This is a genomic window from Agrobacterium sp. 22-221-1, assembly GCF_053522445.1.
Genome location: NZ_JBNWCL010000001.1, coordinates 583,912 through 607,060 on the forward strand (window position 1 = coordinate 583,912; position 23,149 = coordinate 607,060).

At 58.6% G+C, this 23,149-nt stretch carries 13 protein-coding genes; 10 read left to right on the forward strand and 3 right to left on the reverse strand.

Features of this window, described 5'->3' with window-relative positions; genetic code table 11:
• Positions 1 to 154: 154 nt before the first annotated feature.
• The 3 genes from secG to ACQZ5N_RS02925 form a co-directional block, all read right to left on the reverse strand.
• Positions 155 to 610, reverse strand: coding sequence for a preprotein translocase subunit SecG (secG, locus tag ACQZ5N_RS02915; protein WP_003524802.1), 456 nt, complete (start codon positions 608 to 610; stop codon positions 155 to 157).
• Between the two features lie 116 nt (positions 611 to 726).
• Positions 727 to 1,497, reverse strand: coding sequence for a triose-phosphate isomerase (gene tpiA / locus ACQZ5N_RS02920; protein ID WP_149742631.1), 771 nt, complete (start codon positions 1,495 to 1,497; stop codon positions 727 to 729).
• Between the two features lie 212 nt (positions 1,498 to 1,709).
• The gene (locus tag ACQZ5N_RS02925; protein ID WP_448732003.1) at positions 1,710 to 2,591 is read right to left on the reverse strand and encodes an alpha/beta fold hydrolase; all 882 of its coding nucleotides are present in this window, start codon (positions 2,589 to 2,591) and stop codon (positions 1,710 to 1,712) included.
• Between the two features lie 225 nt (positions 2,592 to 2,816).
• On the opposite strand from ACQZ5N_RS02925, the gene parE reads away from it, so the two are divergent.
• The 10 genes from parE (at position 2,817) to ACQZ5N_RS02975 (ending at position 22,631) form a co-directional block, all read left to right on the forward strand.
• Positions 2,817 to 4,931, forward strand: coding sequence for a DNA topoisomerase IV subunit B (parE, locus tag ACQZ5N_RS02930; RefSeq protein WP_448732004.1), 2,115 nt, complete (start codon positions 2,817 to 2,819; stop codon positions 4,929 to 4,931).
• A 1,229-nt stretch (positions 4,932 to 6,160) separates the two neighbouring features.
• On the forward strand, positions 6,161 to 7,981 hold the full coding sequence (locus ACQZ5N_RS02935) for a ShlB/FhaC/HecB family hemolysin secretion/activation protein (RefSeq protein ID WP_448732103.1): 1,821 nt from the start codon (positions 6,161 to 6,163) through the stop codon (positions 7,979 to 7,981).
• Between the two features lie 102 nt (positions 7,982 to 8,083).
• Positions 8,084 to 8,647 (forward strand): invasion associated locus B family protein, encoded by a 564-nt coding sequence (locus ACQZ5N_RS02940; protein ID WP_448732005.1) that lies wholly within the window; start codon positions 8,084 to 8,086, stop codon positions 8,645 to 8,647.
• A gap of 38 nt (positions 8,648 to 8,685) precedes the next feature.
• Positions 8,686 to 9,600: a ChaN family lipoprotein gene (locus tag ACQZ5N_RS02945; RefSeq protein WP_448732006.1), complete on the forward strand. Its 915-nt coding sequence runs from the start codon at positions 8,686 to 8,688 to the stop codon at positions 9,598 to 9,600.
• Positions 9,597 to 11,624, forward strand: a complete 2,028-nt coding sequence (locus tag ACQZ5N_RS02950; protein WP_448732007.1) for a filamentous hemagglutinin N-terminal domain-containing protein — start codon at positions 9,597 to 9,599, stop codon at positions 11,622 to 11,624. The genes ACQZ5N_RS02945 and ACQZ5N_RS02950 overlap by 4 nt, the downstream gene beginning before the upstream one ends.
• A 125-nt stretch (positions 11,625 to 11,749) precedes the next feature.
• Entirely contained in the window at positions 11,750 to 12,589 is an 840-nt protein-coding gene (locus ACQZ5N_RS02955) for a tetratricopeptide repeat protein (protein WP_448732008.1), read from the forward strand.
• A 28-nt stretch (positions 12,590 to 12,617) separates the two neighbouring features.
• Positions 12,618 to 13,160 (forward strand): hypothetical protein, encoded by a 543-nt coding sequence (locus tag ACQZ5N_RS02960; RefSeq protein WP_448732009.1) that lies wholly within the window; start codon positions 12,618 to 12,620, stop codon positions 13,158 to 13,160.
• Positions 13,161 to 13,163: 3 nt separating this feature from the next.
• On the forward strand, positions 13,164 to 13,664 hold the full coding sequence (locus ACQZ5N_RS02965) for a hypothetical protein (RefSeq protein WP_448732010.1): 501 nt from the start codon (positions 13,164 to 13,166) through the stop codon (positions 13,662 to 13,664).
• The gene (locus ACQZ5N_RS02970) at positions 13,664 to 13,960 is read left to right on the forward strand and encodes a hypothetical protein (protein ID WP_244635018.1); all 297 of its coding nucleotides are present in this window, start codon (positions 13,664 to 13,666) and stop codon (positions 13,958 to 13,960) included. Before ACQZ5N_RS02965 ends, ACQZ5N_RS02970 begins: the two co-directional genes overlap by 1 nt.
• Positions 13,961 to 14,021: 61 nt before the next feature.
• Positions 14,022 to 22,631 (forward strand): two-partner secretion domain-containing protein, encoded by an 8,610-nt coding sequence (locus ACQZ5N_RS02975; protein WP_448732011.1) that lies wholly within the window; start codon positions 14,022 to 14,024, stop codon positions 22,629 to 22,631.
• The last annotated feature ends 518 nt before the right edge of the window (positions 22,632 to 23,149 follow it).

Here is a 23,149-nt window from a genome sequence, read left to right on the forward strand (position 1 = left end):
TCACCGGATACCTTTTTACCTCTGATTCCGCCAGCCCAAATTTCATGCTTTCGAAAATTCGCTGTTGACGAATTTGCGATGGGTCAGGCCGGAATGCGAACAAAAGAAAACCGGCAGGCTTTTGGCCTGCCGGAGCGTTAAATCAAAACCGGGCTTATTGACCGGTCGGAACTGCGTTCGGATCGGCGGGCTGCGCCGGGGCCGGAGCGGCCGTGCCGGAAGCGGCCGGAGCCGGGGTCGTCTGAGCCGGTGCGGCTGCACCATTGGTCGGAACGCCATTCTCAGCCGGAGCCGGCGTCGACGGCGTCGTCGCCGGGCCGAGCGTATCGAGAATGCCGTTACCCTGGCCCTGCGTGGCCGGAATACGGTTCAGAATGTCGGTCGGGCGCGATTCGTAGCGCGTCAGGAGACCGAGGCCGAGCGAGGTCGCGAAGAACAGCGCGGCAAGGATCGCCGTGGTGCGCGTCAGCGCATTGGCCGTTCCGCGCGCGGACATGAAGCCCGAACCGCCGCCAATACCGAGACCGCCGCCTTCGGAACGCTGGATCAGGACCACGCCGACAAGCGCCAGCACGATCATGAGGTGAATAACAATCAAAACGGTCTGCATGACAATCCATTCCATGCCCCGCGCGGAGCACTACAAAGAAGGTTTCGCGGCTCTTTACATGAGGCGAAGGCTTATTCCAAGCCCCTTTCCCGCCATCTGTAACAGGAAAACCTGTCTCAGGCCGTCAGTTGCTCGTATGCCGCATAGATGGACAGGAAGTCTGAGGCTTTCAAGCTCGCGCCGCCGATCAGCGCGCCATCCACGTTCTCGACTCCCATCAGTTCCAGCGCATTGGCAGGCTTTACCGAGCCGCCATAGAGGATGCGCATGGTCTTGCCGGCGTCGCCGAAGCGCTTGACGAGTTCGTCGCGCATGAAAGCATGGGCCTCGCGCACATCGTCCACGGTGGGTGTCAGGCCCGTGCCGATCGCCCAGACGGGCTCATAGGCGATGACGGTATTTTCGGCGGTCGCCTCGTCCGGCAGCGAGCCGGCGAGCTGGCGCTTGAGGATATCGAGCGTCTGGCCCGCCTTGCGCTCATCCGCCGTCTCGCCGATACAGACGATGGCGATAAGATCGGCCTGATGGGCGGCAACGGCCTTGGCGCGCACCAGATGATCGGTCTCGGCATGGTCGGTGCGGCGCTCGGAATGGCCGACGATGACATGGGTGCCGAAGCAGTCGGCGATCATCTCGGCGGAAATATCGCCGGTATGGGCGCCGGAGGCGTTCTGGTGGCAATCCTGCGCGCCGATCATCAGCGGGCTGTCATCGCACAGCGCCGTTGAGACGTAGAGCAATGTCGAGGGCGGGCAGATCAGCGCATCCACCTTTTCGGACAGCGCGCCCTTGACGCCCTCTGCCATGGCCTTGATCTGATCGAGCGAGGCACGGGTGCCGTTCATCTTCCAGTTTCCGGCAACAAGCGGTCGAACATTCGGCGTCATGCGTATCCCATTCCCTTTGTCTCGAGGCCGCCTGTGGCGGCGCCCCTTCCCTCAGCCGTATCACGGCCCATAATCGCGACAGAAACACTGCCGGAAATCCCGGGATATTCCTTTAACCTCAGCCGGCAACAAATGGTACAAAAAAGCGGCCGAAAGGTTCAAAACGACGGGCAATTTCTAAAAATTTGCCGTTGCTGACCCAAATCGCGGCCTCAGCGGCTCAAGATCCAGTTCAAAACCGCCCGCCAGTCGGTCATGCGCACCGGTGTGCCGTGGCTGCCGGTCTCATACCGCGTGAACCGCGCCGGCTCGCCGGCCTTCAGCAAAGAGCGGAAGATGCTTGCCTGATGATCGGCCGAATAGACCTTGTCGGCGCTGCCATGGGTGAACCAGACCGGCTTCTTCGCCCTGGCAAAGGCGCTTTTCGGAAAATCCGGATCGACCGCACCGCCGAGGATCGCCATGCCCTTGAGATTGGCGACCGCAGCCTTGTCGCGGCTGATGCCGTAGCAGATAAAACTGCCCATCGAGGCGCAGGTCAAAATGACAGGCTTGCCGCCCGATTTTTTGGCCGCATCGGCAATCAGCGCCGCGATATCGGCAACGCCGTTCTCATCGAAGGAGCGCACGCTCGGCGCATAATAGGTGCCGCCATTGGCGACGGCCAGATTTTTCAGCCGGTTGAAATTGCCGCCGAAGGTGTAGTCGTTCATGCCGAGCCGCCGGTCGCCGCCGCGTCCATGGATGAAGATGACCGTGAAGGCCTGCCCGCTCGCCGGCCCGACGCGGCCGACCTCAAGCGCCCTGCCCTCAACGGAAACGGTTTCGAGCGCCTGCGCCTTCTTCGGCGTCATATCGACATATTGCCGTTTCACCCGCCGCTCGGGCACCTCGTCGCGGCCGTTGATATCGCGCATCTCCTGATAATCGATCACCTCGGACGCGCCGCCATCGGCCGTGGAGAGCACCGTCTGGGCGGAAAACAGCTCATCCTTGAAGGGACGCAACGGCCCGTCGGAGGCGAAGGCTGCGACCGGCATGGCCGCAACAGTCAGGCTGAAAAGAGTACAAAACGTGAAATGAGCTGTGGACATGCCTTGGCTAACCGTTCATTCGTGGCTGCGAGACTTGCCATTGCAACCTCGCCAGCGCAATCCTCCTGTTGCGAAACCCTGACACAATCGTGGCATAGGATGCGCCGCGTTTGCCAGACGGACCCACTTCAAATCGGACGGGAACCGCGTTTGGCGTTATGATTGACGCTACTGGCATAATGATTCGCATGGCGAAATTCTGACACACGCTTTTGAACTTTGGACATGATGGACGACAGCAACGATCTCTTCTCCGGTCTTCCGGCAGCACGAAACAGCGATACGGAAACGAACGAGGACACCGCAAAGACGCCGGTGACCGCGGCCGCCAACGTGCCCGCCAACGCGAATGTGCAGCCGAAACCCGCAGCCGTTGCGGCCGTGACGCCGCCCGCCCCTGTATCACCATCCAGTGACGACTACGGCGCGTCCTCGATCCGCGTGCTCGAAGGGCTGGAGCCGGTGCGCATGCGCCCCGGCATGTATATTGGCGGCACCGATGAGAAGGCGCTGCACCACCTGTTCGCCGAAGTCATCGACAACTCCATGGACGAGGCCGTCGCCGGCCACGCCAATTTCATCGAGGTCCATCTCGACGCCGAAGGTTTCCTGACCGTCACCGACAATGGCCGCGGCATTCCGGTGGAAAACCACCCGCAGGTTCCCGGCAAGTCGACGCTCGAAGTCATCATGACCAAGCTGCACGCCGGCGGCAAGTTCGATGGCAAGGCCTATGAGACATCGGGCGGCCTGCACGGCGTCGGCGTTTCCGTGGTCAATGCGCTCTCCGATCTTCTCGAAGTGGAAGTGGCCCGTAACCGCAAGCTTTACCGCCAGCGTTTCTCGCGCGGCCTGCCGATCGGTCCGCTGGAAGAGCTCGGCGACGTGCACAACCGTCGCGGCACCCGCGTGCGTTTCCATCCCGATCCGCAGATCTTCGGCGACCACGCGAAGTTCGAACCGGCCCGTATCTTCCGCATGGCCCGCTCCAAGGCCTATCTCTTCGGCGGCGTCGAAATCCGCTGGAGCTGCGATCCCGGCATGGTGCCGGCCGGCGGCGAAATCCCCGAAAAGGCCGTGTTCCATTTCCCCGGCGGCCTGAAGGACTATCTCGCCGCCACGCTCGGCAAGGAATTCACCGTCACCCGCGAGATTTTCTCCGGCCGCACGGAAAAGACCGGCGGCCACGGCGCGCTGGAATGGGCCGTCACCTGGTATGGCGGCGATACGCAGATCCATTCCTATTGCAATACCATTCCGACGCCCGAAGGCGGCACCCATGAGGCGGGCCTGCGTATCGCGCTCACCAAGGGCCTGAAGAATTATGCGGATCTGACGCAGAACAAGCGCGCCAAGGACATCACCACCGATGACGTGATGATCTCGGCCGCCGGCATGCTCTCCGTTTTCATCCGCGAGCCGGAATTCGTCGGCCAGACCAAGGACAAGCTCGCCACCGTCGAAGCCCAGCGCATCGTCGAAAACGCGCTGCGCGATCCCTTCGACCATTATCTCGCCGGCAATCCGGGCGAAGCGGCAAAGCTGCTGGACTGGGTGATCGAGCGCGCCGAAGAGCGCCTGCGCCGCCGCAAGGAAAAGGAAGTCAACCGCAAGACCGCCGTGCGCAAGCTGCGCCTGCCCGGTAAGCTCGCGGATTGCGCCCAGAACACGGCGGAAAATGCGGAACTCTTCATCGTCGAAGGTGACTCGGCTGGCGGCTCGGCCAAGCAGGCGCGCAACCGCGCCAACCAGGCCATCCTGCCGCTGCGCGGCAAGATCCTCAACGTCGGCAGTGCCAGCCGCGAAAAGCTCTCCGCCAACCAGCAGATCGCCGATCTCATCCAGGCGCTCGGCTGCGGCACGCGCACCAAATATCGCGAAGAAGACCTGCGATATGAGCGCATCATCATCATGACCGATGCCGATGTCGACGGCGCCCATATCGCCTCGCTGCTCATCACCTTCTTCTATCAGGAAATGCCGGAACTCATTCGTGGCAATCACCTGTACCTTGCCGTGCCGCCGCTCTACGTCATCCGTCAGGGTGCCAAGAGCGCCTATGCCCGCGACGACGCCCACCGCGCCGAGCTGATGGAAACCGTCTTCAAGGGCAAGAAGGTCGAAATCGGCCGCTTCAAAGGCCTCGGTGAAATGATGGCCCAGCAGCTGAAGGAAACCACCATGGATCCCGAAAAGCGCACCCTGCTGCGCGTCGAGATCGACGATGTGGATTTCGAAGGCACCCGCGAGGCCGTCGACAACCTGATGGGCACCAAGGCAGATGCCCGCTTCCGTTTCATTCAGGAACGGGCGGCCTTCGCTGATAATCTGGATATTTGATGAGAAACCGATCTAAGTATTGGCCAAAAGGCGTTAGATCTGGCCATTTTGGAAGCTAAAACTGGCCAAACCATATTCTACTGTTTCCGGGTGCTGAAAGGTGCCCGGAAAATACCTTAAGGAACAAAACAGGAATAAACTAGACAGGCCCGGTGTTGGATTATGGCAGATGCAGTGATTGCAAGTTGGGACGGGCACGACTATCAGGCTCGGTTCTTCTGGATACATGCTTCAGGCCTTCGCAATCCGCAGACCCCGCATGTCGTCGAGGTCTCGTACAAGACCGATGGCCCAAAGGGCTTCGATGATGCCGTCGTGCGGTATAGCCCGGGCCAAACTGAATGCCGTTCGTTTAGGGTGGAGACGGCCCACCACCGGTTATATTCCTTTACCGCTCCATTGATTCTGATGATGTTCGGGTTGTCTTGAATGGACATACGAGTCTCCCTGCAGGTTTTCGGGAGACGGTGGCTGTTTCGAATCAAGGGAGTTGCCTGTTTGGCAGGGGGAAACTACCCGATCTCCGGCTGGAAAGGTGGATTTCTGGGCCCCGAGCGCCTGCCGCTTTCCGGCTTCAGCGAAAATAGGGACAGACCCGCGAGCCTACAGCCCCTTCCCATCACCGCCTAGAAAACACACGTAAAGGTCGTTCATATTCGCCCTTATTGGCCGGGCAAATCAAAAAATCTGTCCCGGATTCGCCGCGTTTCGTCCCCATGCCGGCATTTGGGGCAGATCACAAACAATCACATATGACTTTTTGCATCTTATCCTGCGACCAATTCAACTGCTTGCAACCGGCTGCCTGCTTAACTTCAGCCGGAAAAATAAAACCAGCGATGGCAAACACTTACTATAACTCTGACATGAAGTATCGCCCCTTGAATCCACTCTGGCCAGCACCGTGCGAGCTTCGATCTCAGCGAAATCCAACGCATAACTGATGCAAATTGGTAACTCAATTCTCATTCTTTTTGTAAGCGCGCCAGAGTTGTCTTGCAAAATACCCTCTATTGATTAATGCGTCGCATTGGGCAACATGGGGTTGAAGTTTATTGATGACCAGATATCTGGCCAGAGCGCGGTTTGTCGTTCCGGCAGCTACCAAATCATCTACAGCAAGTGGTTTCGACAGGAAGGTGATCGGTGGTATCGCACCGGCCTCACCCGCGTTGCGAAACTCGGTCGTCCTTCTCTGCGCAGCTCTTTGCCTTGCTCCACAAACGGCATTGTCACGGGATGATCTCAAAGGGCGGCCGCCGGCAGAGGCAAACGCAGGCCAGGCAGATCCAGGTGTTGCCGTATCGCAGGAGCCTGCCCTGACGATCCAGACATTTGCTGGTCCCGCATCTGATAATACGACGTCCGGTGCTTCACCATGTTTTCCGGTAGACACGATCCGCATCGAAGGCGGCCACGAACTCATTGGCAGCGAAGCTGTGGAGGACGTGACAAGACCCTTCGCATTGTCCTGCCAGAGCAATGAAAGCGTCGGCGGATTGCTCAAGGCGGTAAACGGCCTTTTTGCCGATAAGGGTTTTGCCACGACGCAGGCCTGGTTGCCGGAGCAGGACATTGCCGCCAGCAGAACGCTGGTCCTGCGCGTTGTGCCCGGGCGGATCGATGCGGTCGTCTACAAGGAGGAGCAGCAGCCTTATAAGGCGTTCTTTCCCCGCATGGCCGAATTAAGTGGCAACGTCGCACGATCCACGTCCATTTCCGAGTTCGTGCAGCAGGCAGATGCCTGGTGGGAGGGCCTTGATGACGATCTCGAACGCCTGACCTTGCTGCCGCCATCCGCCCGGATCGCGATGACTGGGACAATTGCCAAAGACGATGTCCTGCATGTCGATCGCCTGCAGGACACACTCGATAGCCTCAACAGGGTTCCTTCGGACAAGGCAAAGGCGGAGCTTGTTCCGGGCAAAAGGCCGGCGACCTCCGACGTACAGATCACGAACCGCATCAATGATGCGTTCAGGCTCTACGGCGGCTACGACACGGAATCGATCGAAGGTGTCGACAAGCTTCGCTTCGGGATCACGGCGGAAAAAGACAATCTCATCGGCATCAACGATATGTGGGGGCTGACGCTTAAAAGCGGCGTCGAGACCAACGAACTGAGCGGTGATTTCGCGGTTCCCGTCGGACGCGCCACAATGAGGCTCAAGGGCGATTGGTCCGAGAACATGATCGACCTCGGCCCGCTTTCCGAACTGTTCATGACGACCTGGAACGTCAGCGCGGGTGCCGACTGGATCGTTCATTCATCGCGCACGGAGAGGCTTGTCGCCGATTTCACAGTCACGCATCGCGAACAGAACCGCTACATTAACGGCGTTGCGCTGATGGATCAGCGCGTTTCTCCGCTTCAGGCAGGCCTGACTTACAGCCGCTTTTTCGAACGCGCCAACCTGTCGGCCCGGATCGGCACCAGCCAGGGGCTGTCTATCTTCAATGCGCGCGAAGATGCCGACGATATCGACGACTCCACGCCCCACAGCCAGTTCACAAAGCTGGATGCATCTCTTTCGGGGTCTTATATCTTCCCCGGGCGCGCCTCCGTTTCGTCCAGCCTGTCGACACAATGGGCGGCAACCGCGCTTTATTCCGACGACCAGATGACGATCGGCTCGCGCAGTTCGGTGCGCGGATTTTCCAATGGAAGCTTCAAGGCTGACCGGGGCGCTGTATGGCGAAACGAGGTCGCCTTCGCGATGCCGGTCGATTTGCTTTTGGGGAAAGCCGGATCAAGCCCGCAGCCGGACAGCCAGAGCCCAGTGCAAATACCCGCCCCATCGTCGGAATGGGCGCGAACGACCCTCTCCCGTCTCAACCCTTATCTCTTTCTCGACGCAGGGCTCGGCCGCGACGTTGCCAATGAAGTCACCGGATACCGGGTCGGCAGTGGTGTGGGCCTGCGGTATGGCGGCCCAAGGCTTTCTTTCGATGTCGGCTACGCCTGGCGGGTTGCCGAAGACAGCCGAAGCCGGCGCGTGAGCGAGGAAAAGGGTGAGTTGTTCATGACACTGCGTTTGAAGGTTTTTTGAGCCATGCCGTTTTTGTTCGATCCTCCCTCAAGAAATGCTGGCGATAATCACCTCACGTTTGCGCTGTGCCGCCGGCGGGTCTCATCAGTATCCGGAATTGGCATGGCGGCGCTTGTTGCCGTTGGATTGCTGCTGATCGCTCCTGCGGCGAAAGCAAATGCGGATGACGGCAAGGCTCCCGCTGTCCGGGAAGAGATTTCCGGGGTTGCGGCAGAAGCAGTCGTAGAGCCCAAACGTTATGGCGACTGGGAACTGGTCTGCAAGCCGCAGGCGGCTTCCGCCACGCCGAAAGCGGAAAACGCGACATGCCGTCTCCAGCAGGCGCAGGCCGTCAACGGCGGGAAGGATGTTGTCTTTCTGTTCAACATTGCGAGGCAGGGAAAACAACGTGTCGCGATCATTTCGACGCCGCTGAACGTCTATCTGCCGGCAGGTCTGGAGTTGAAGATCGATGGTGGACAGGTTCAGCGAGTTATCTTCGAGACCTGCAATATCTCCGGATGCCACGCCGGCTTTGCTCTCAGCGGCTCGCTGCTCGGCGCTTTGCGCAAGGGAAATGTTCTGACGGTCGCTCTCAAGGACACCAAGGCAACCACCATTCCGCTTAAGGTTTCGCTCAATGGGATCAGCGCAGGTATCGACGCGCTGGATGCGGTAACACCATGAGACCAGACGGGGCGATATACGCAGGGATAGCACGCCACGTGCTGCTTGCCGGCCTGATGGCGGCAGGCTGGCTATCAATAGCAGGGCAAGGATTGGCGGCACCCGGCGAGTTCAAGGACTGCACGGGCAGGATTGAAGAAGTGTCCAGCCGCCGCCCGATCTCTTTTGCCGACCTCGCCGGTCGCGTCGGCAAGGTGGATTACCTGCTCTTTGGCGAACGGCATGGCGTCCGGGAACATGCGGTTGCGTCGTCCTGCGTACTGTCGGCAATGGCAAAGGATGATCGCCCGGTGACTGTCGTGATGGAGATGCTCTCGCGCGATGACGATGCGGCAATTGCCCTCTATCGCAAAAACCATCCGGAAACACCGGCAGGACTGGGCGTAGAACTCAAATGGTGGACGCGAGGCTGGCCAGCCTTCGACAACTGGTTGCCTCTCGTTGAGCGCACATTCAGCCTTCGCATTCCGTTACATGGCGGCGATCTGGCGGAGAAAGACGGACGCACGGGGGAACTGACACTAAGCGAGAAAAAGGCGATCCGCAAACGGCTCGGTGCGGCCGAAACCGCTGCCCGCGAAAGCTGGACGAAAGCAATGATGGCAGCGCATTGCGGACTTATCCCGGACCGACAGGCCGCGCTGAACGCCGACCATCAGATCCGCCGCGATCTTTCCATGGCCGATGCCGCGGAGCAGGCCGGGATGTTGAAGCATGGTGTTCTGCTGCAGGTCGGTCGTGGTCACGGCCGCAAGGACCGTTCTCTTTATCAGACCCTTGCCCGGGCAGACGCGTCGGTTCTGACCGTTGGCGCTTTCGCCGAAGGTGAAAATATCACCGACGAGGAGCGCAGCCTTTACGATTACCTGTGGATCGTCGGCAAGGCTGAGCTGGCCGACCCGTGCAAACTGACAGGGCTGACGAGCAAGACAGGGGAGTCCATCTCCAGATGAGACGTAAGTTCCGGTTGGTAAACATGAAGCATTCCGTGGCAGCTAGTCTGTCCTTGCTGCTTTGCGGCGTGGCGCTCCCCGCCTTCGCGCAGGTCGTTCCCGACGGTGGCAGCAATACGACCACCAGTGTCGACGCCACCAGCGGCGCTACAAACGTCCAGATCGCACCAGTCGGCAACCCGACATCCGCCATCAGCCACAACACTTACACGGAATTTTCCGTCAACTCTCTCGGTGTCAATCTCGACAACCGGACAGTCAACGCACGCACAATCCTGAACGAGGTAACCTCCTCCCGCATCTCGAACCTTAACGGTCCGCTTGATGTGCTGGGTGCCCGAGCCCATGTCATCGTTGCGAATCCGAACGGCATTTCGGTCGACGGGGCAAGCTTCCGCAATACCGGAGGTGTCGTGCTTTCCACCGGCAAGGCGTCTGTCGTGAGCCGGCAGATCACATCCGGCTCCTTTCAGGATAATGTGGTGCTCAAGACAGAGGGCGGCATGATCGATATCGGCGCGGGAGGCCTTTCCGGCGCAATGTCTACCCTGCATTTGCTGGCAGGCCGCATCCGCGTCGACGGCCCTGTCGAAAACAGCTCCCCCCAATTGCGCTCGTCTATAGAACTGACCGCCGGCGGCAGTTCCGTCGAATACGATTCAGCGATCGTGCCGAACTCCGATCTCGAGAACTGGGGACGGATGACAGACGAGGGAAGCAACGACAACTATGTCGCCATTGAAATAACCTCGCGCGGAACGCTGAAGGCCAATACGGTCCGCATCCGCGCCACCAGCAATGGCGCAGGTGTCAGCCACGCGGGCAACGGGCTCGCGGCATTCGGCGATTTCGTGATCGATGCGTCCGGCAAGGTCACGACGAGCGGATCAATTGAAGCGAAGAACAATGTCCACATTAACGCAGGCTCGATAGAGGCCCGCTCAATGGCCGGTCAGCCTCAAAGCAAAATCGAAGCCATCAACGGCGCATTGACGCTTCTTGCCGGAACGGGTGACATCACAAATACCGGTGTTTTGATGAGCGGCAGCAGCCGCGACGGAGCGAATGCAGACTCCAAAGGTGCCGCTACACTCAAGGCTGCGGGTGATATCGCGCTTCTAACCGAGAATGCCGATCAGCTCGCAATCGTATTCGGTGCGAAGGGTGATCTCGATGTCCGCGCCGAAGGCACGATCATTAATAATACTGGCAGGCTGCTCTCGAATAACAAGGCCATTGTCGAGGCTGGTGGAGACATCCTCAATATCGCCGAGGTCCTTAACGGCGAAGGTGTCTGGCACTACCAGAAGGACGACGGCAAGCGGCTCTGGTACACACTCTGGCAATCGCGCGAAACGATCGAAACCATCAGCCTGGATTATGGTCAACAACGGGTGCCGGGCCAGCAGGCATATATCATCGGTGACAGTGTCGCGATGAAGGCCGGTGGAAACGTCGTCAACCGCGGCAGCTCGATCAATGCCAATACAGGATCGGTGCTGATTGACGGGACAAGCATTCTTAATGAGGGCGGCCTGTCCGGCTCCCTGCAGTTCGTCAAGCGCTGCAGGTTGACCTGCATCGGTTATGGCTCGTCCACGACAAATGTTTCGGGTGGCGCCATCAATGCCAACGGCAATATCGAATTGCGCGCCTCATCCTCAATCCTGAACAGATATGGCCAGATCGTCAGTTACGGCAGCATCAACGCGAGTGCTCCCTCTGTGGTGCTGGAGGGGGGCTCGATCCCGACCGTTGTTCAGCGTCCAACCGGCCTCTACAATTTCTGGGGTGGATCGACCGCGTGGATCGGGACCGGTGATCAGGGCGGCGTTTTTGAGGCGCCCCAGGGCAGTATCACGATCAATGCCTTCCGTCCGGTTCAGGTGACTGCGGGCACGCTGCGGGCGCGAGATGGTGTCTTTGCGACCTCAGGTATCGAAACCTTCAAGGAAACGGCAGGCGAGGAATACCCGTTCGGCCTCGACTCCATCGGGCTCTTCCCGGGGATGGTGGGTAGATGATGGCAGGCCGAATTCACCGGAAATCACCATTCCTGTTCGCCGTGACGCCCAAACTCACGGCGCCGGAAAAAGACGAAATTGCTCCCGGGCATGACCCGGAAAATCCCGATCACGGAGTTCGATCCATGCGCAACACGCTATACCGCCGCCCCACCCTCACCTCTTTGGCGCTTATCGCCCTTATGGGAGCCCTGGGTTTGGCGCAACCCGCATCGGCTGGCCCGCTTGAAGATGGCAAGGCGCTTCTGGAAAAGAAGGATTTTTCCAATGCGGCAAAGGCTTTTGCCGACGGTTTTGACAAGGGCGATGGAGAAGCCGGCTTTCATCTGGCGCGCATGGTCGAGCTTGGTGTGGGTTTTACGCCCGACGCGGTGAAAGCGCGGGCTCTTTATATTGCTGCGGCGGAAAAGGGTTCGGCTGCGGCGATGAACCGGTTGGGGCTCATGCATCTTCGCGGCGAAAATGTCCGCCAGGATTTTGCTGCCGCGGCTGAACTGATCTGCAAGGCTGCCGATCTCGGTAATCTGGAAGCGCAGTTCAATTGCGCAGGTCTTGCTCTCGATGGTCTCGGTCGCGCCAAGGATGCCGCAAGTGCCTTCGGTTATTACGAGAAGGCCTCGCAAAATGGGCATACGGGCGCGCGCAACATGGAGGCGGCACTTCTTCGCACCGGTACCGGAACCGAACAGGATCTCGCCAGGGCGGTGAAGCTGTTCGAACAGGGCGCGTCGCTCGGAAACCCGGTCTCGCTCTACGGTTTCGCCGAGATGCTGGAAAAAGGTGAAGGTGTGGCTGCCGATCCGATCCGTGCCCACCTCTATTACAATCTCGCCAATGAACGCGGACATCCCGGCGCGCGTGCCGCTCTCGAGCGCCTGACAGCGAGCATGACACCGACAGAGATCGAGGATGCGCAGGCGCGTGCCCGCAACTGGAAACCGGCTCAGGCCGTGGAAGCAAATTGATCGATCACATTGAATTTCGAGAGGGACCATGAAGATCACGACGATTTTTATCGCGGCGGGGGCTGCACTTTTGTTGGCGGGTTGCCAGACGGCGAAGCCGCTTTCTCCGGAGCAACAGGCGAAACAGGACGAATACAATCGCGAGAATGATCGAGTCGCCAAGGCGGATTGCGGACTGGTGGATTTGCTCAATCAGCGCAGGACCAAGGTGGACGAGAAGCCATTACATGCACCCGACTGCGCCTATATGCGCAGGAACAATACTCTTGTGGGTTTCGACGGCCGCCCGACGCCTTTACCGAATTTTGCCTTCAACGGGATCCCCGTGCCGATTGGCGGCGTCGTTGCACTCGCCCAGGCGGCGGAAAAGGCGACCAACGAGGAACGCGCAAAGAAAGCGCAAATACCAGCCCATCTGAAATCCGAGGATGGAGCAATCGTTTATCGGAAGATGATTCTTCGCGGGTTCAAGGAGGCCGAGGTTGCCGCAGCCGCGGACACCGCAGCTTTCTCTCACGCGGCCGTAGCGACGGGTCGCGGTCGGCAATATCTGGCATCGGGCGCGAGGTAAGACATGCGCGTTACATTTGTCGGCAAGGCGTTGATCGCATTCAGCCTGATTGGACTTGTCGGATGTCAGGGGGCTGCTCCGTCTGCTGAACAGGCAGCCAGGCGGGAAAAAATCGAACAAGCGAATCTGCGCAATGCACAGGCGTTTTGCACGATGATCGATGAGGCAAATCGATTGACAATCGCCCGCCGGCAGATGCCGCCTGAAAACGACGATTGCGCCTATTTCAGGCGCAACGGCACCCTTGTCGGCTACAGTCCGGCGGTCAGAAACAAATATACGGGCTTCTTCGACAATCTGCGGGATGTCGCGGCCTACGGTCGCGCGCAGAAGGCAGCGTTGCCGGTCTCGGTGAAAAACGACCCGGACGCTTCGGATATCTATCGCAAATTGCTGATCCGCGGTTTTGACGAGGAGATTGCCGGTGAAGTGTCGCGTTCGCGCGCGTTCCTTGAGGCAGCTATCGCCTTCCGGCACGCACGGCAGTCGCAAGGAATAAAATAATGGCTTGTTGGAAGATGACGCGTTTCCTTCCCGTTTTCCTCTCGCTGGTCCTGGCTGCCGGCTGCCGGCCCACCGATCCGCAGCCGGTCGCGACACTGAACGGCGAAAAGATCATGTCGGCGACGTGCACCAATTCGATCGTCACCCCGACGGAGCAATCCTGCAAAAAGGCCGTCCTCGAAAAATGCCGACCGGGGGCGACCATCGCAGACATGAGCGAAACATCTCGCCCGGTTTACCGCCATCCGGGATGGACCACGCAATATATCTGGACCGTCCTCATAAAGAACTGCTGACGGCGCGGTTTGCGCCTACCCGAACATGAACTCAATTGCCCGTGCTGGTGGGAGTATCCGAATGAAAACGATGATGGTCAAAGTGCTGATCCGCAAGTCCAAGCCGGGCAAGCTGGTCAAAAAAGCGACCGCATTGGTGACGTCGGTCAGCCTTGTGCTGACGACGATCGCCGGTTCATTTGCACCCGCCAGCGCGCAGGTCATCACAGATCCGACCGCGCCAATTGAGTTTCGTCCAAATGTAACGTCTTCGGGCAACGGAACGCCGACGCTGAACATCGTCAAGCCTTCGAGCGGCGGCGTCAGTCACAACAAATTACGCGAGTACAATATCGATACGCGCGGGCTGATCCTGAACAATTCCGGGCTTGGCGGAACCTCCATCATCGGCGGCAAGGTTGAATCCAACCCCAATCTGGTCGGTGGCGGCTCCGCCAAGATCATCGTCAACGAAGTAACCGGCAGCAGACGTTCCAACCTCAATGGCGTGACAGAGGTCTTTGGTTCAAAGGCCGACGTGATCGTGGCTAATCCCAATGGCATTGATTGCATGGGGTGCGGATTTATCAACACCGGTCGCGCGACGCTGACCACCGGAATCCCGCTTATCGACTACAATGCCGGCACGGTGGGACTGGAAACCAGATCCGGCGACATCACCATTTCCGGTACCGGTGTTTCGGCCGCCGACGGCCAGTCGCCGGACGAGATTCGGCTTGATGCAAAGTCAATCCGGATCGATGGCCTGATCGATGCGCGAGGTCGTATCGACCTCAAGGCCGGCTCCAATCGCACGGATGGTTCAACGGGCAAAACGACGGCCATCGCCGGCGATGCCGCGGGCCAGGGAATCGTTTCGAGCGCGGCAGGCGTTGTACGCGCGGCATCGATTGCAGCACTTTCCAGCGATCTGAACACAGGTATTTCGCTGACTGGCAACATACAGGCCCTTGGTACGCTCGATGCCAATGGCGCACTCCTGCCGGGCGCACTTTCGCTTGTCTCCGCCGGTCAGATTCAGATGGTGTCGGGCGGTGTAGCGGGCAACGCCGACCTGCGTGCAGCAGGCGCGCTTCAGATTGCGCGCGATCTCGCGGCCCAGGGAGAAATCTCCATCACTGCCCGCGATGTTTCCCTGCTCGATACGGCGACCGTAGAAGGCGGGCGCGGCCTTTCCATCGTTGCGAGTGCCGACATCGTTTCCGCCGCTGTCCTCAAATCCGGCGGTGTGATGACGGTGGAAACGGGCGGTAACGCTTCTCTGTCCGGCATTATCGCCAGCGTCGGCAATATGAACCTGCGTGCGACAGACAAACTTGCCACCGACACGGCGACCCTTGTTGCGCCGAACATCGACATCCGGGCGAAGGATGTGACGCTGACATCGACCTGGTTCGAACCGGGAAAACAGGGTTCGATCACGGCAACCAATGTCGAGATCGGTGATGGCACCCAGTTCAAAAAGACGTCTCCCGTCTTCATCAATGCGGCTGAACAGCTAACCATCGGCACCCGGATCGATACCGCGGGCTATCCTGCGCTTGCGATGGCATTCCGGGATCTGGCCATTTCGAACACCGGTGTGTTCACGACGGGCGATCGCCTGTTCGATGTCCGCAACTTCAGGAATGCCGGCGTACTCCTTTCAAGCGGCCAGCTCGCGATCAACGCTCAGCAGGCTATCGTTGATGCAACGGGTGTCATCAAGGCCGGGACGCTCAGGATAACGACCGAAGGCAATCTCACCAATCTGGGAAGCCTCCTCTCCGAAACGACGCTTACGCTTCTTTCTAACGGAAGCATAACAAACGATGGAAAGATCACCGCAGCAGGTGAACTTGAACTCGATGCCGTAAATTATATCGCCAACTCGCAGGGGGCCCAATTGGCTGCCCGGATGGCAGTGCTGATCCTCGGAAGCGAGCTCCGCAACAACGGAGCGATTAGCGCACTCGAGACCGTCGATATCAGCGCCGATGGCGCGATCACGAACACCGGTACGATCAGCTCCAATGCAGACCTCACTCTCGTGGCGGCTGATCTCCTCAACTCCGGCGCAACAGCATTGATCGGAACACATGGAAATCTTTCGATCACGTCCGGTCACCTCGCCAACCTGTTCGGCACTCTCCAGGCCAATGGAAGTTTCGAGATCGCCGCATCCGGCTCTCTCACTAATGCCGGTCTGCTGCTCGGACGGTCTGACCTTGGGGTTACGGCCTCGGCACTGACCAATCTCGAAACCGGCAAGATCCATGCAGGACGGATAGACATCAAGCTGGATGCTGGAGACCTGACCAATCTTGGTCAGATGGTCAGTGGAGAAACGCTCGGCATTGTCACTGCGGGAAGTGTCCTCAACGACGGTGTCGTCCAGGCGAGGTCATCCACGCTGCGCCTGGAAGCGGTTTCCTACGTTTCGAATTCTCCTGCGGCAGAGTTGGTTGCGGCAAACGCAAATATCATCCTGTCTGGATCCTTACGCAATGCAGGTCTGATCGCCACGCCTGGAGCGCTGACTCTGCAAGCGGCACAGGGTGCGCGAAATGGGGCAAGCGGCGAAATCGTCGCCAAGGTGATCGAGACGAAGGTCGTTGGTGATCTCGTCAATCTCGGCAAACTCGTTTCCGAGACGACGCTGAGTGCCACCGTTTCCGGCCTTCTTGCCAATAGCGGTTCTATCCATGCCGCCGGCGATCTGGAACTGACTGTAGCCGATCTGATCAACAGTGGCGCTGGTTCAAGTATCGCCAGCAACGGCGACATAACCATTCTAACCTCGCGCGGCATCACCAACAATGCAGGTTCAATCGCTTCCAATCGCGCGCTAACGCTTTCGGCAGACACGACTTTGTCGAATTCCGGTCTTCTGCAAGGTAGAGAGGGGTTTTCAGTTTCGGCTGAGAAGCTTGATAACCAGCAGATGGGGCGTATCTATGCCGGCTCGACACGCCAGACAGAAAATGGCCCCGTACCCGTTGGCGAATTGACCGTAAACCTCTCCGGAACTCTCTCCAATCTCGGTCAGATCGTTTCGGCCAACGGTGCCCTGCTTTCAGCGGCAACGAGCCTTGGTAACAGCGGATCAATCGAGGCCGGAGGAAACCTGCGTCTTCAGACTTACAGCTATATTCCCGGCTCTTCGTCTGCCCGCCTGGTGGCGCGCAATCTCGACCTCATCCTTGGCTCGTCCTTCACGAATGCCGGGTTGCTTACCGTTGCCGGCAAGCTTGGTCTCGATATCAAGGGCAATCTTGTCAACGGCGCCACAGGTAAAATCGATGCCGGCGCGATAGAGACCAATGTCATTGGAAACCTGCACAATCTTGGTTCGATCCTGACACCCGGAACACTGAACGTTATGGTTGGCGGCCTGCTGACAAACGAAGCGCTGATCCATGCCGGAGCGGGATTGAAAGCCCAGGCCGCATCGCTCGCCAATGTCGGGACCAATGCCGCAATCAAATCCAGCGGCAACATGATCCTTGAGGTTCGCGGCAATCTCGATAACAGCCTTGGTCGTATATTCGCTGGAGGCAATCTTGCAATTGAGGTCCTGGCAACGCTGACCAACGCGTCGGCCCGCATCGAAAGCGGAGCCGACATGCAGATCAAAGCCGCGACACTGATCAACACCGCGCTGGACGGAACGGACAGCGCGCAGGACTATTACCAGCTCGGTGATCTCAGCATTCTCTATGCGACCGAGCGCACCAGTAGCCCTGCGCGGTACTGGGGGACGATGACTGCCACGCGCGACGAGTTCTCCGGGATTGTTCGTGTTCGACTACCCGGAACGATCCGCGCCGGCGCAAACATGGCGATTTCAGGCGACGCCCTTGAAAACCGCGAAGGTCGTATCCTCGCGGTCAAGGACCTCTCCATCGACGTGAACCGTATCCTCAACGATATGGTCACCAGCAATGTCGATCACTATCGAGTGCAATGGGGCGGTGTCCGGAGTTTCATGGATAGCGGGTCGGGCAAGTTTCATGCGCCGGTCGGTGCGGATCCGCGATGGCTCGTGGCACAATTCAACCCCGCCGTTTTTAAGGACCCGGCGCTTGCCGAACGCGCTGAAGGCGGCAACCGGATGATTGTCATTTCCAAGGGCAAGTCTCCGGTGACGATCACCTATTCGGGCAAACAGAAATACAAGGATGGCGTGATAAACGGAGGCGCCGTCCAGGTCATCGAATACGCGGACGCGGCAAGTCTGCTTGATCTGGCTGCACTCGGTATCGATCCAAACAACATTCCCGACGTGATCATGATCGGCAGCCGTATGGCCGAAGTAGGAAGTGGACCCTACGGCAACGCCACGAAAACATATGTCGGCACGGCCACGGTCGGTGTCGGCTCCATGATAAAGTCTGGCGGCTCTCTGATGATCGGCGGCGGCGCTGCGATCACCAATCGCGGCACGCTTTCGGGAAGCCTCGTGTCCATCGAGGCGGGAGAATTGCAAAACGGCCTCGGCACGCCCGGCGGTATCGATGGTTCCGGTTTCGGCAATTATAGCGGCACGACGCCTGTTGGCATCAGTGGCAATGTCGGTTCGGCTATTGGCGGTGCCGCAGGCCAGTTGGGCATCGTCAACTTCGTGCTCGATGATGTCTCGGTTCCGCCTCTTGACCTTGGGGCTTTCGAAGCGCGAAACCTGCACAGCGTCAACGCCTCCGATTTCGGCAACCTCGTGCGCGTTACCGGCTCGACCGAAGCTGCGCGCCTTCTCGGCTCGGCGCGCATAGATGGCGCGGCGCTCACCTTCTATGCGGATCCGGTCGCGGAAGCCAAGGCTCTCGCCGAGGCGGCCCGCCAGCAGGCTGGTACGCATCTGGTCGTCGATCCGTCCCTCTCTGTGGAAGAGCAACGGGAGCAGCTTTACCGCAACGCTGCGGAATTCGCGGCGAGCACCGGCGCGCAATACGGCGTGGCCTTGACCGAGGCGCAGCGCGCTGCTCTCGAAAAGCCGATCGTGTGGCATGAAACCCGCATCATCGACGGCAAGCCGGTGCTTGTTCCGCGCCTTTACCTGCCCTCGCAGGACGAACTGCTCCGTGGCGGGCGCGGCGCCGGCCTGATCGCTGCCGACGATCTCCTGATCGATATTGACGGGAAGCTCAACAACAGCGGCGCGATTGTGGCCTCCGGGCTCGCCTCGATTTCCGCCTCCTCTATCCTTAACCAGCGTCTGATCGACCTCGATGAGCGTGACCGCGCACTTGCCGGTGGGCGCGGCGACAGCGGCCTCATCTCGGCCGGCACGCTGTTCATGGCGACCGATGGCGATCTTTTGAACCGGGGCGGCACGCTTGCCTCGGCCGGCGACATCGATCTGAGGATCGGCGGCTCGCTGATCAACGAAACAGAGCGCTACACCCGCACCGTCGATTCACAGGACGGTTGTGTCGGCAAGGCCTGCGGTACCCTGCGTACCGATTATAATGTTGCATCCATCACGGCCGGACGGGATCTGACCGTCATCGCCGACCGGGATATCGTCAATAGCGGCGGTACACTCGGCTCCGTCACCGACATGCTGCTGGCGGCCGGTCGCGATGTAACCTTCGAGACGCTGAAGGACAGTTTCGTCGCCGAAGATTACAAGAAGCGCGGCTTCCTGTCGGGCATTACGGTGCTGCGCAACGAGATCACTACAGCAGAAGCCAGTGCCCAGTCGTTGGTTGGCGATGTCTCGATCCTTGCCGGCTACGGCGTATGCGACGGTGGCAGCCTGTGCGCGAAGGGAACCGCTCCCGGCGATGTTCTTCTGAACGGCGCGCTGGTCAGCGCCTTCGACAAGCTCTCGATCGACGCCACCGGTAAAATCCACATGGGTGCCGTCAGTGAGGAAGTCGAGAACCGCTACAAGGAATGGGGTTTCAAGGGTCTGGGCTGGGGTTCGGTCAAGCAGGCGTGGAACGATGTCGATACGACCGTCACCCGCCTTTCGGGCAATGATGTCTCACTCAACGCCAAGGGTCCGATCACCGGTACGGGTGTGAAGATCGCCGCCGCCAACGACCTTCTGATGAATACCGATGACACGATCCGGCTGGAAGCGGCGCAGGATGCGCTTTATTTCACGGAGAAGGGTTTTTACGTCGGCCTCAGCTTCCCCGGATCGGCCGGCATAGATGCTGCGCTGAAGGGCGGCTCCGGCGGCCAGATCCTGTCTGGCCTTGCCGGCATCAATCCGATCACGGCGAAACTCGCAACGCTTGCCAATGCCGACAATGGACTTGCGGCTGGGCTGGCTGTTGTCAATCTGGCGACCACCGGTGCTTCCGTCTTCGGAAAACCAGCGTCCGAACTCGGCAAATTGGGTATCGATGGCGGTGGGGCGGCGGTTGGCAAAGGACTAAACGACCGCCTCAATCCACTATCGCAGTTCACGGACGAAAACGGCAATTTCTCGGCCAAGAATTTTGGCATCAACCTGTCGGTCTGGAAGAGCGAGCAGCGCTGGAGTGAGAGCCAGATTTCCGAACTGACGGCTGGCGGCGATATCGTCATGAAAGCCGGGCTGGACGTCATTCTGGATCAGGGCACGAAGATGGTCTCCGGCGGCGATGTCACCATCGATGCCGGCCGCGATATCCTCATGGCGGCGCTTGTCGATTATGCCAAAGACAAGTCATCCTCCTTCGGTCTGCAACTCTCCCTGTCCTCGATCGGCTTCGATATCGGCAAGTCGAAGGGCTATGACGAGACGCTGACGAATGCCTCCATCACCGCCGCCGGAAACGTCTCGCTGACATCGGGCCGCGATACGTCGCTTCTCGGCGGCAACATCATCGGCAGGACGGTCGATCTCGATGTCGGGCGCGATCTCACCATCCTCTCGCCACAGGCTCAGGGCTGGCGGGACGGCTTCTCCTTCGGCCTGACGGTTGGCGTGAACCCGGCCGACTGGAGTGTTCGCGGCTCGAAGGAGGACGGCTTCAAGGCATGGTCTTCCGGCTCGGGGATTGTCGCGGCTCAGGGTATCGACATTAAGGTTGCCGAAGACGCCACGCTGGTCGGTGCGCTGCTTCAAGCCACCGATGGCGATATCAACCTCGATACCGGCACGCTTACGGTGGCCGACCTGAAGGACACCGACCAGTACAAGAATGTTGGCGGTTCGATCGGCATGAGCGGCGGTGGGCTGAACTCTGTCGGTTTCTCGTATGAGAAAAAGGACAAACAGGGTGAGACCCGCACGACGCTTGATGCCTCCGGTGATCTGAACGTCACCATTCGCGATGCGGATAAGGATGGCGTTGCCGGGACGGAGGCGGACAAGGCGGCAGCCCAGCAGCTACTTGCCTCTATCAACAAGGATGCCTCGAAGTATCAGGAAATCACCGAGGACAGCTACACCAAGCTGTCGGGTGAGCTCGATGTGCAGAACCTGATCGAGTTCGGCGAAAACATCAAGGCGATTCAGAACTACAACAGGGCGATGAATGCCACCATTCCGGAAGCCATCGCTGCGGAAGGCCCAGAGAATGTCGATTATTATCGGCGTCTGTTGGCTAATGGTCTGACGCCGGCTGAAGCATCACGGGCGATGGAGGCACCAGAGATCCAGCAATTCGTCTCAAGCCAGCGTGTCTGGAACGACGCGGTTGGTTTCTATGGTTCGGCGAGCAAGGTCCCGGCTGAAATCAAGGCCGCAATTGCAAACGGTATAAGGCTTGATTTTTCGACAGGCGAACCGCTGATAAGACGGGAAGGCTGCGAAACCAATGGCTTCGGTTGCGAGGTGAAATTCCAGACACAGAATGCCGAGGGCATGCGCCAGGCCGAGATCGCAGTTTCCAACGCGAAGTCCGAACTCGAAACGTTGGTGCCTCAATTACAAGGGCTGCTCGACAAGGCGCTTTCCGGCGACCTCACGATCAATCCCGCTGCACTGTCGCTCGAGATCGAAAAGACCAAGGCGAAAATCTCCACCGCCATGTTCATCTATGAGCTCTGCTATGACACGGTCGGTGAAATTGCGCTCGTTAACGTCTTGGAACATGTCGTAGCCTCCAATCCGTCCAACGCTGGAGGGATTTATGGGGAGTTTGGTGCAGCCGATGTAACGGGATTTCTGGAGATAAGCTTCAGCGACGTTCGCCGGAAAGTCTTCTACAGCAATAACCCGGGAGCAATCGAAACCGCAGACGACGTATTCCTTTTGACACCAAGCCCCGCCTTCCTCGCGTCCGGCGTCAAACTGACGGGCGAAGTCATCACAAGCGGAGCTTTGCGTCTCTATGAAACAACCGTTGGAAAATGGTTGTCGAAAGAGGCTATTCAAGGAATCCCCAATACTCAACTTGCTGGAAATTTGACAATCCCCGGCTTTACCGCGCCACTCATCAAGAGTGACCTACGACACGGATACCTAACTAATGGAAAATATTCATATATCGGACAGAACAACATACACGCGACGGGTAATATCGGCTCAGGAAAGAGCCAGTTCTTCAACAGCATAAATGACTCGAGGCTCGTTCTCGATTCTGCAGCTTACGCAGATGAAGCAGGGCTTTGGGTTGGCAATAAAGCGGTAATTGCGTTCGATCATCCTATCGGGGTACACGCGGGAACTGGGAATCCAACAAACATACTGAATATCTATAGGACGAATTCCGGAATGATACACGGCACACCTGGGACCCCAAAACAATGATAGATTTTTCGTCTATATTAAATAAGGCCTCGAAAAAAAGCGCTTCTTGGACGCACCAGTTCCCCGAGGTGGCTAATTATATTAGTAATTATTTTGGTGCAGATGTCGACTATGACAATGGTATTGAAAATTGGGCGCGATTCATCAGAAGATCTGACGTAATTTTATACCTCTGCGTAAAGTATCCAATAGCTATTACATGCTTGGATGGAGAAGGCCTGTCCCTCCCCGAATCCGTGGAGTTCGTTCAAGTCGACGGCTTTGGAAGAGATATTTTCTTTTGTGATACTGATGTCATTGCTAGGTCCTTTGGTGATCAATCTACTGTTCGCTTGTCTGCTCTTAAGAAGAAATACTATTCGTTCGAAGAGATATGGTGGTCGACTGTCACGTAGTCGAGAAAATTCGATCGCCAGAATTGACCGTAGCCCGGAAAACCGCCCAGCGATTGTCTACGGCTGCGGTGCGCCAAGCTATCCAATTCTGCAACAATAATTAAAAAATAATAATATTCAGAT

Excerpts from the sequence above, each read along its gene's own strand:
- secG (WP_003524802.1), bottom strand. The coding sequence starts at position 610 with ATGCAGACCGTTTTGATTGTTATTCACCTCATGATCGTGCTGGCGCTT.
- tpiA (WP_149742631.1), bottom strand. The coding sequence starts at position 1,497 with ATGACGCCGAATGTTCGACCGCTTGTTGCCGGAAACTGGAAGATGAAC.
- ACQZ5N_RS02925 (WP_448732003.1), bottom strand. The coding sequence starts at position 2,591 with ATGTCCACAGCTCATTTCACGTTTTGTACTCTTTTCAGCCTGACTGTT.
- parE (WP_448732004.1), top strand. The coding sequence starts at position 2,817 with ATGATGGACGACAGCAACGATCTCTTCTCCGGTCTTCCGGCAGCACGA.
- ACQZ5N_RS02940 (WP_448732005.1), top strand. The coding sequence starts at position 8,084 with ATGGCGGCGCTTGTTGCCGTTGGATTGCTGCTGATCGCTCCTGCGGCG.
- ACQZ5N_RS02950 (WP_448732007.1), top strand. The coding sequence starts at position 9,597 with ATGAGACGTAAGTTCCGGTTGGTAAACATGAAGCATTCCGTGGCAGCT.
- ACQZ5N_RS02955 (WP_448732008.1), top strand. The coding sequence starts at position 11,750 with ATGCGCAACACGCTATACCGCCGCCCCACCCTCACCTCTTTGGCGCTT.
- ACQZ5N_RS02960 (WP_448732009.1), top strand. The coding sequence starts at position 12,618 with ATGAAGATCACGACGATTTTTATCGCGGCGGGGGCTGCACTTTTGTTG.
- ACQZ5N_RS02965 (WP_448732010.1), top strand. The coding sequence starts at position 13,164 with ATGCGCGTTACATTTGTCGGCAAGGCGTTGATCGCATTCAGCCTGATT.
- ACQZ5N_RS02970 (WP_244635018.1), top strand. The coding sequence starts at position 13,664 with ATGGCTTGTTGGAAGATGACGCGTTTCCTTCCCGTTTTCCTCTCGCTG.
- ACQZ5N_RS02975 (WP_448732011.1), top strand. The coding sequence starts at position 14,022 with ATGAAAACGATGATGGTCAAAGTGCTGATCCGCAAGTCCAAGCCGGGC.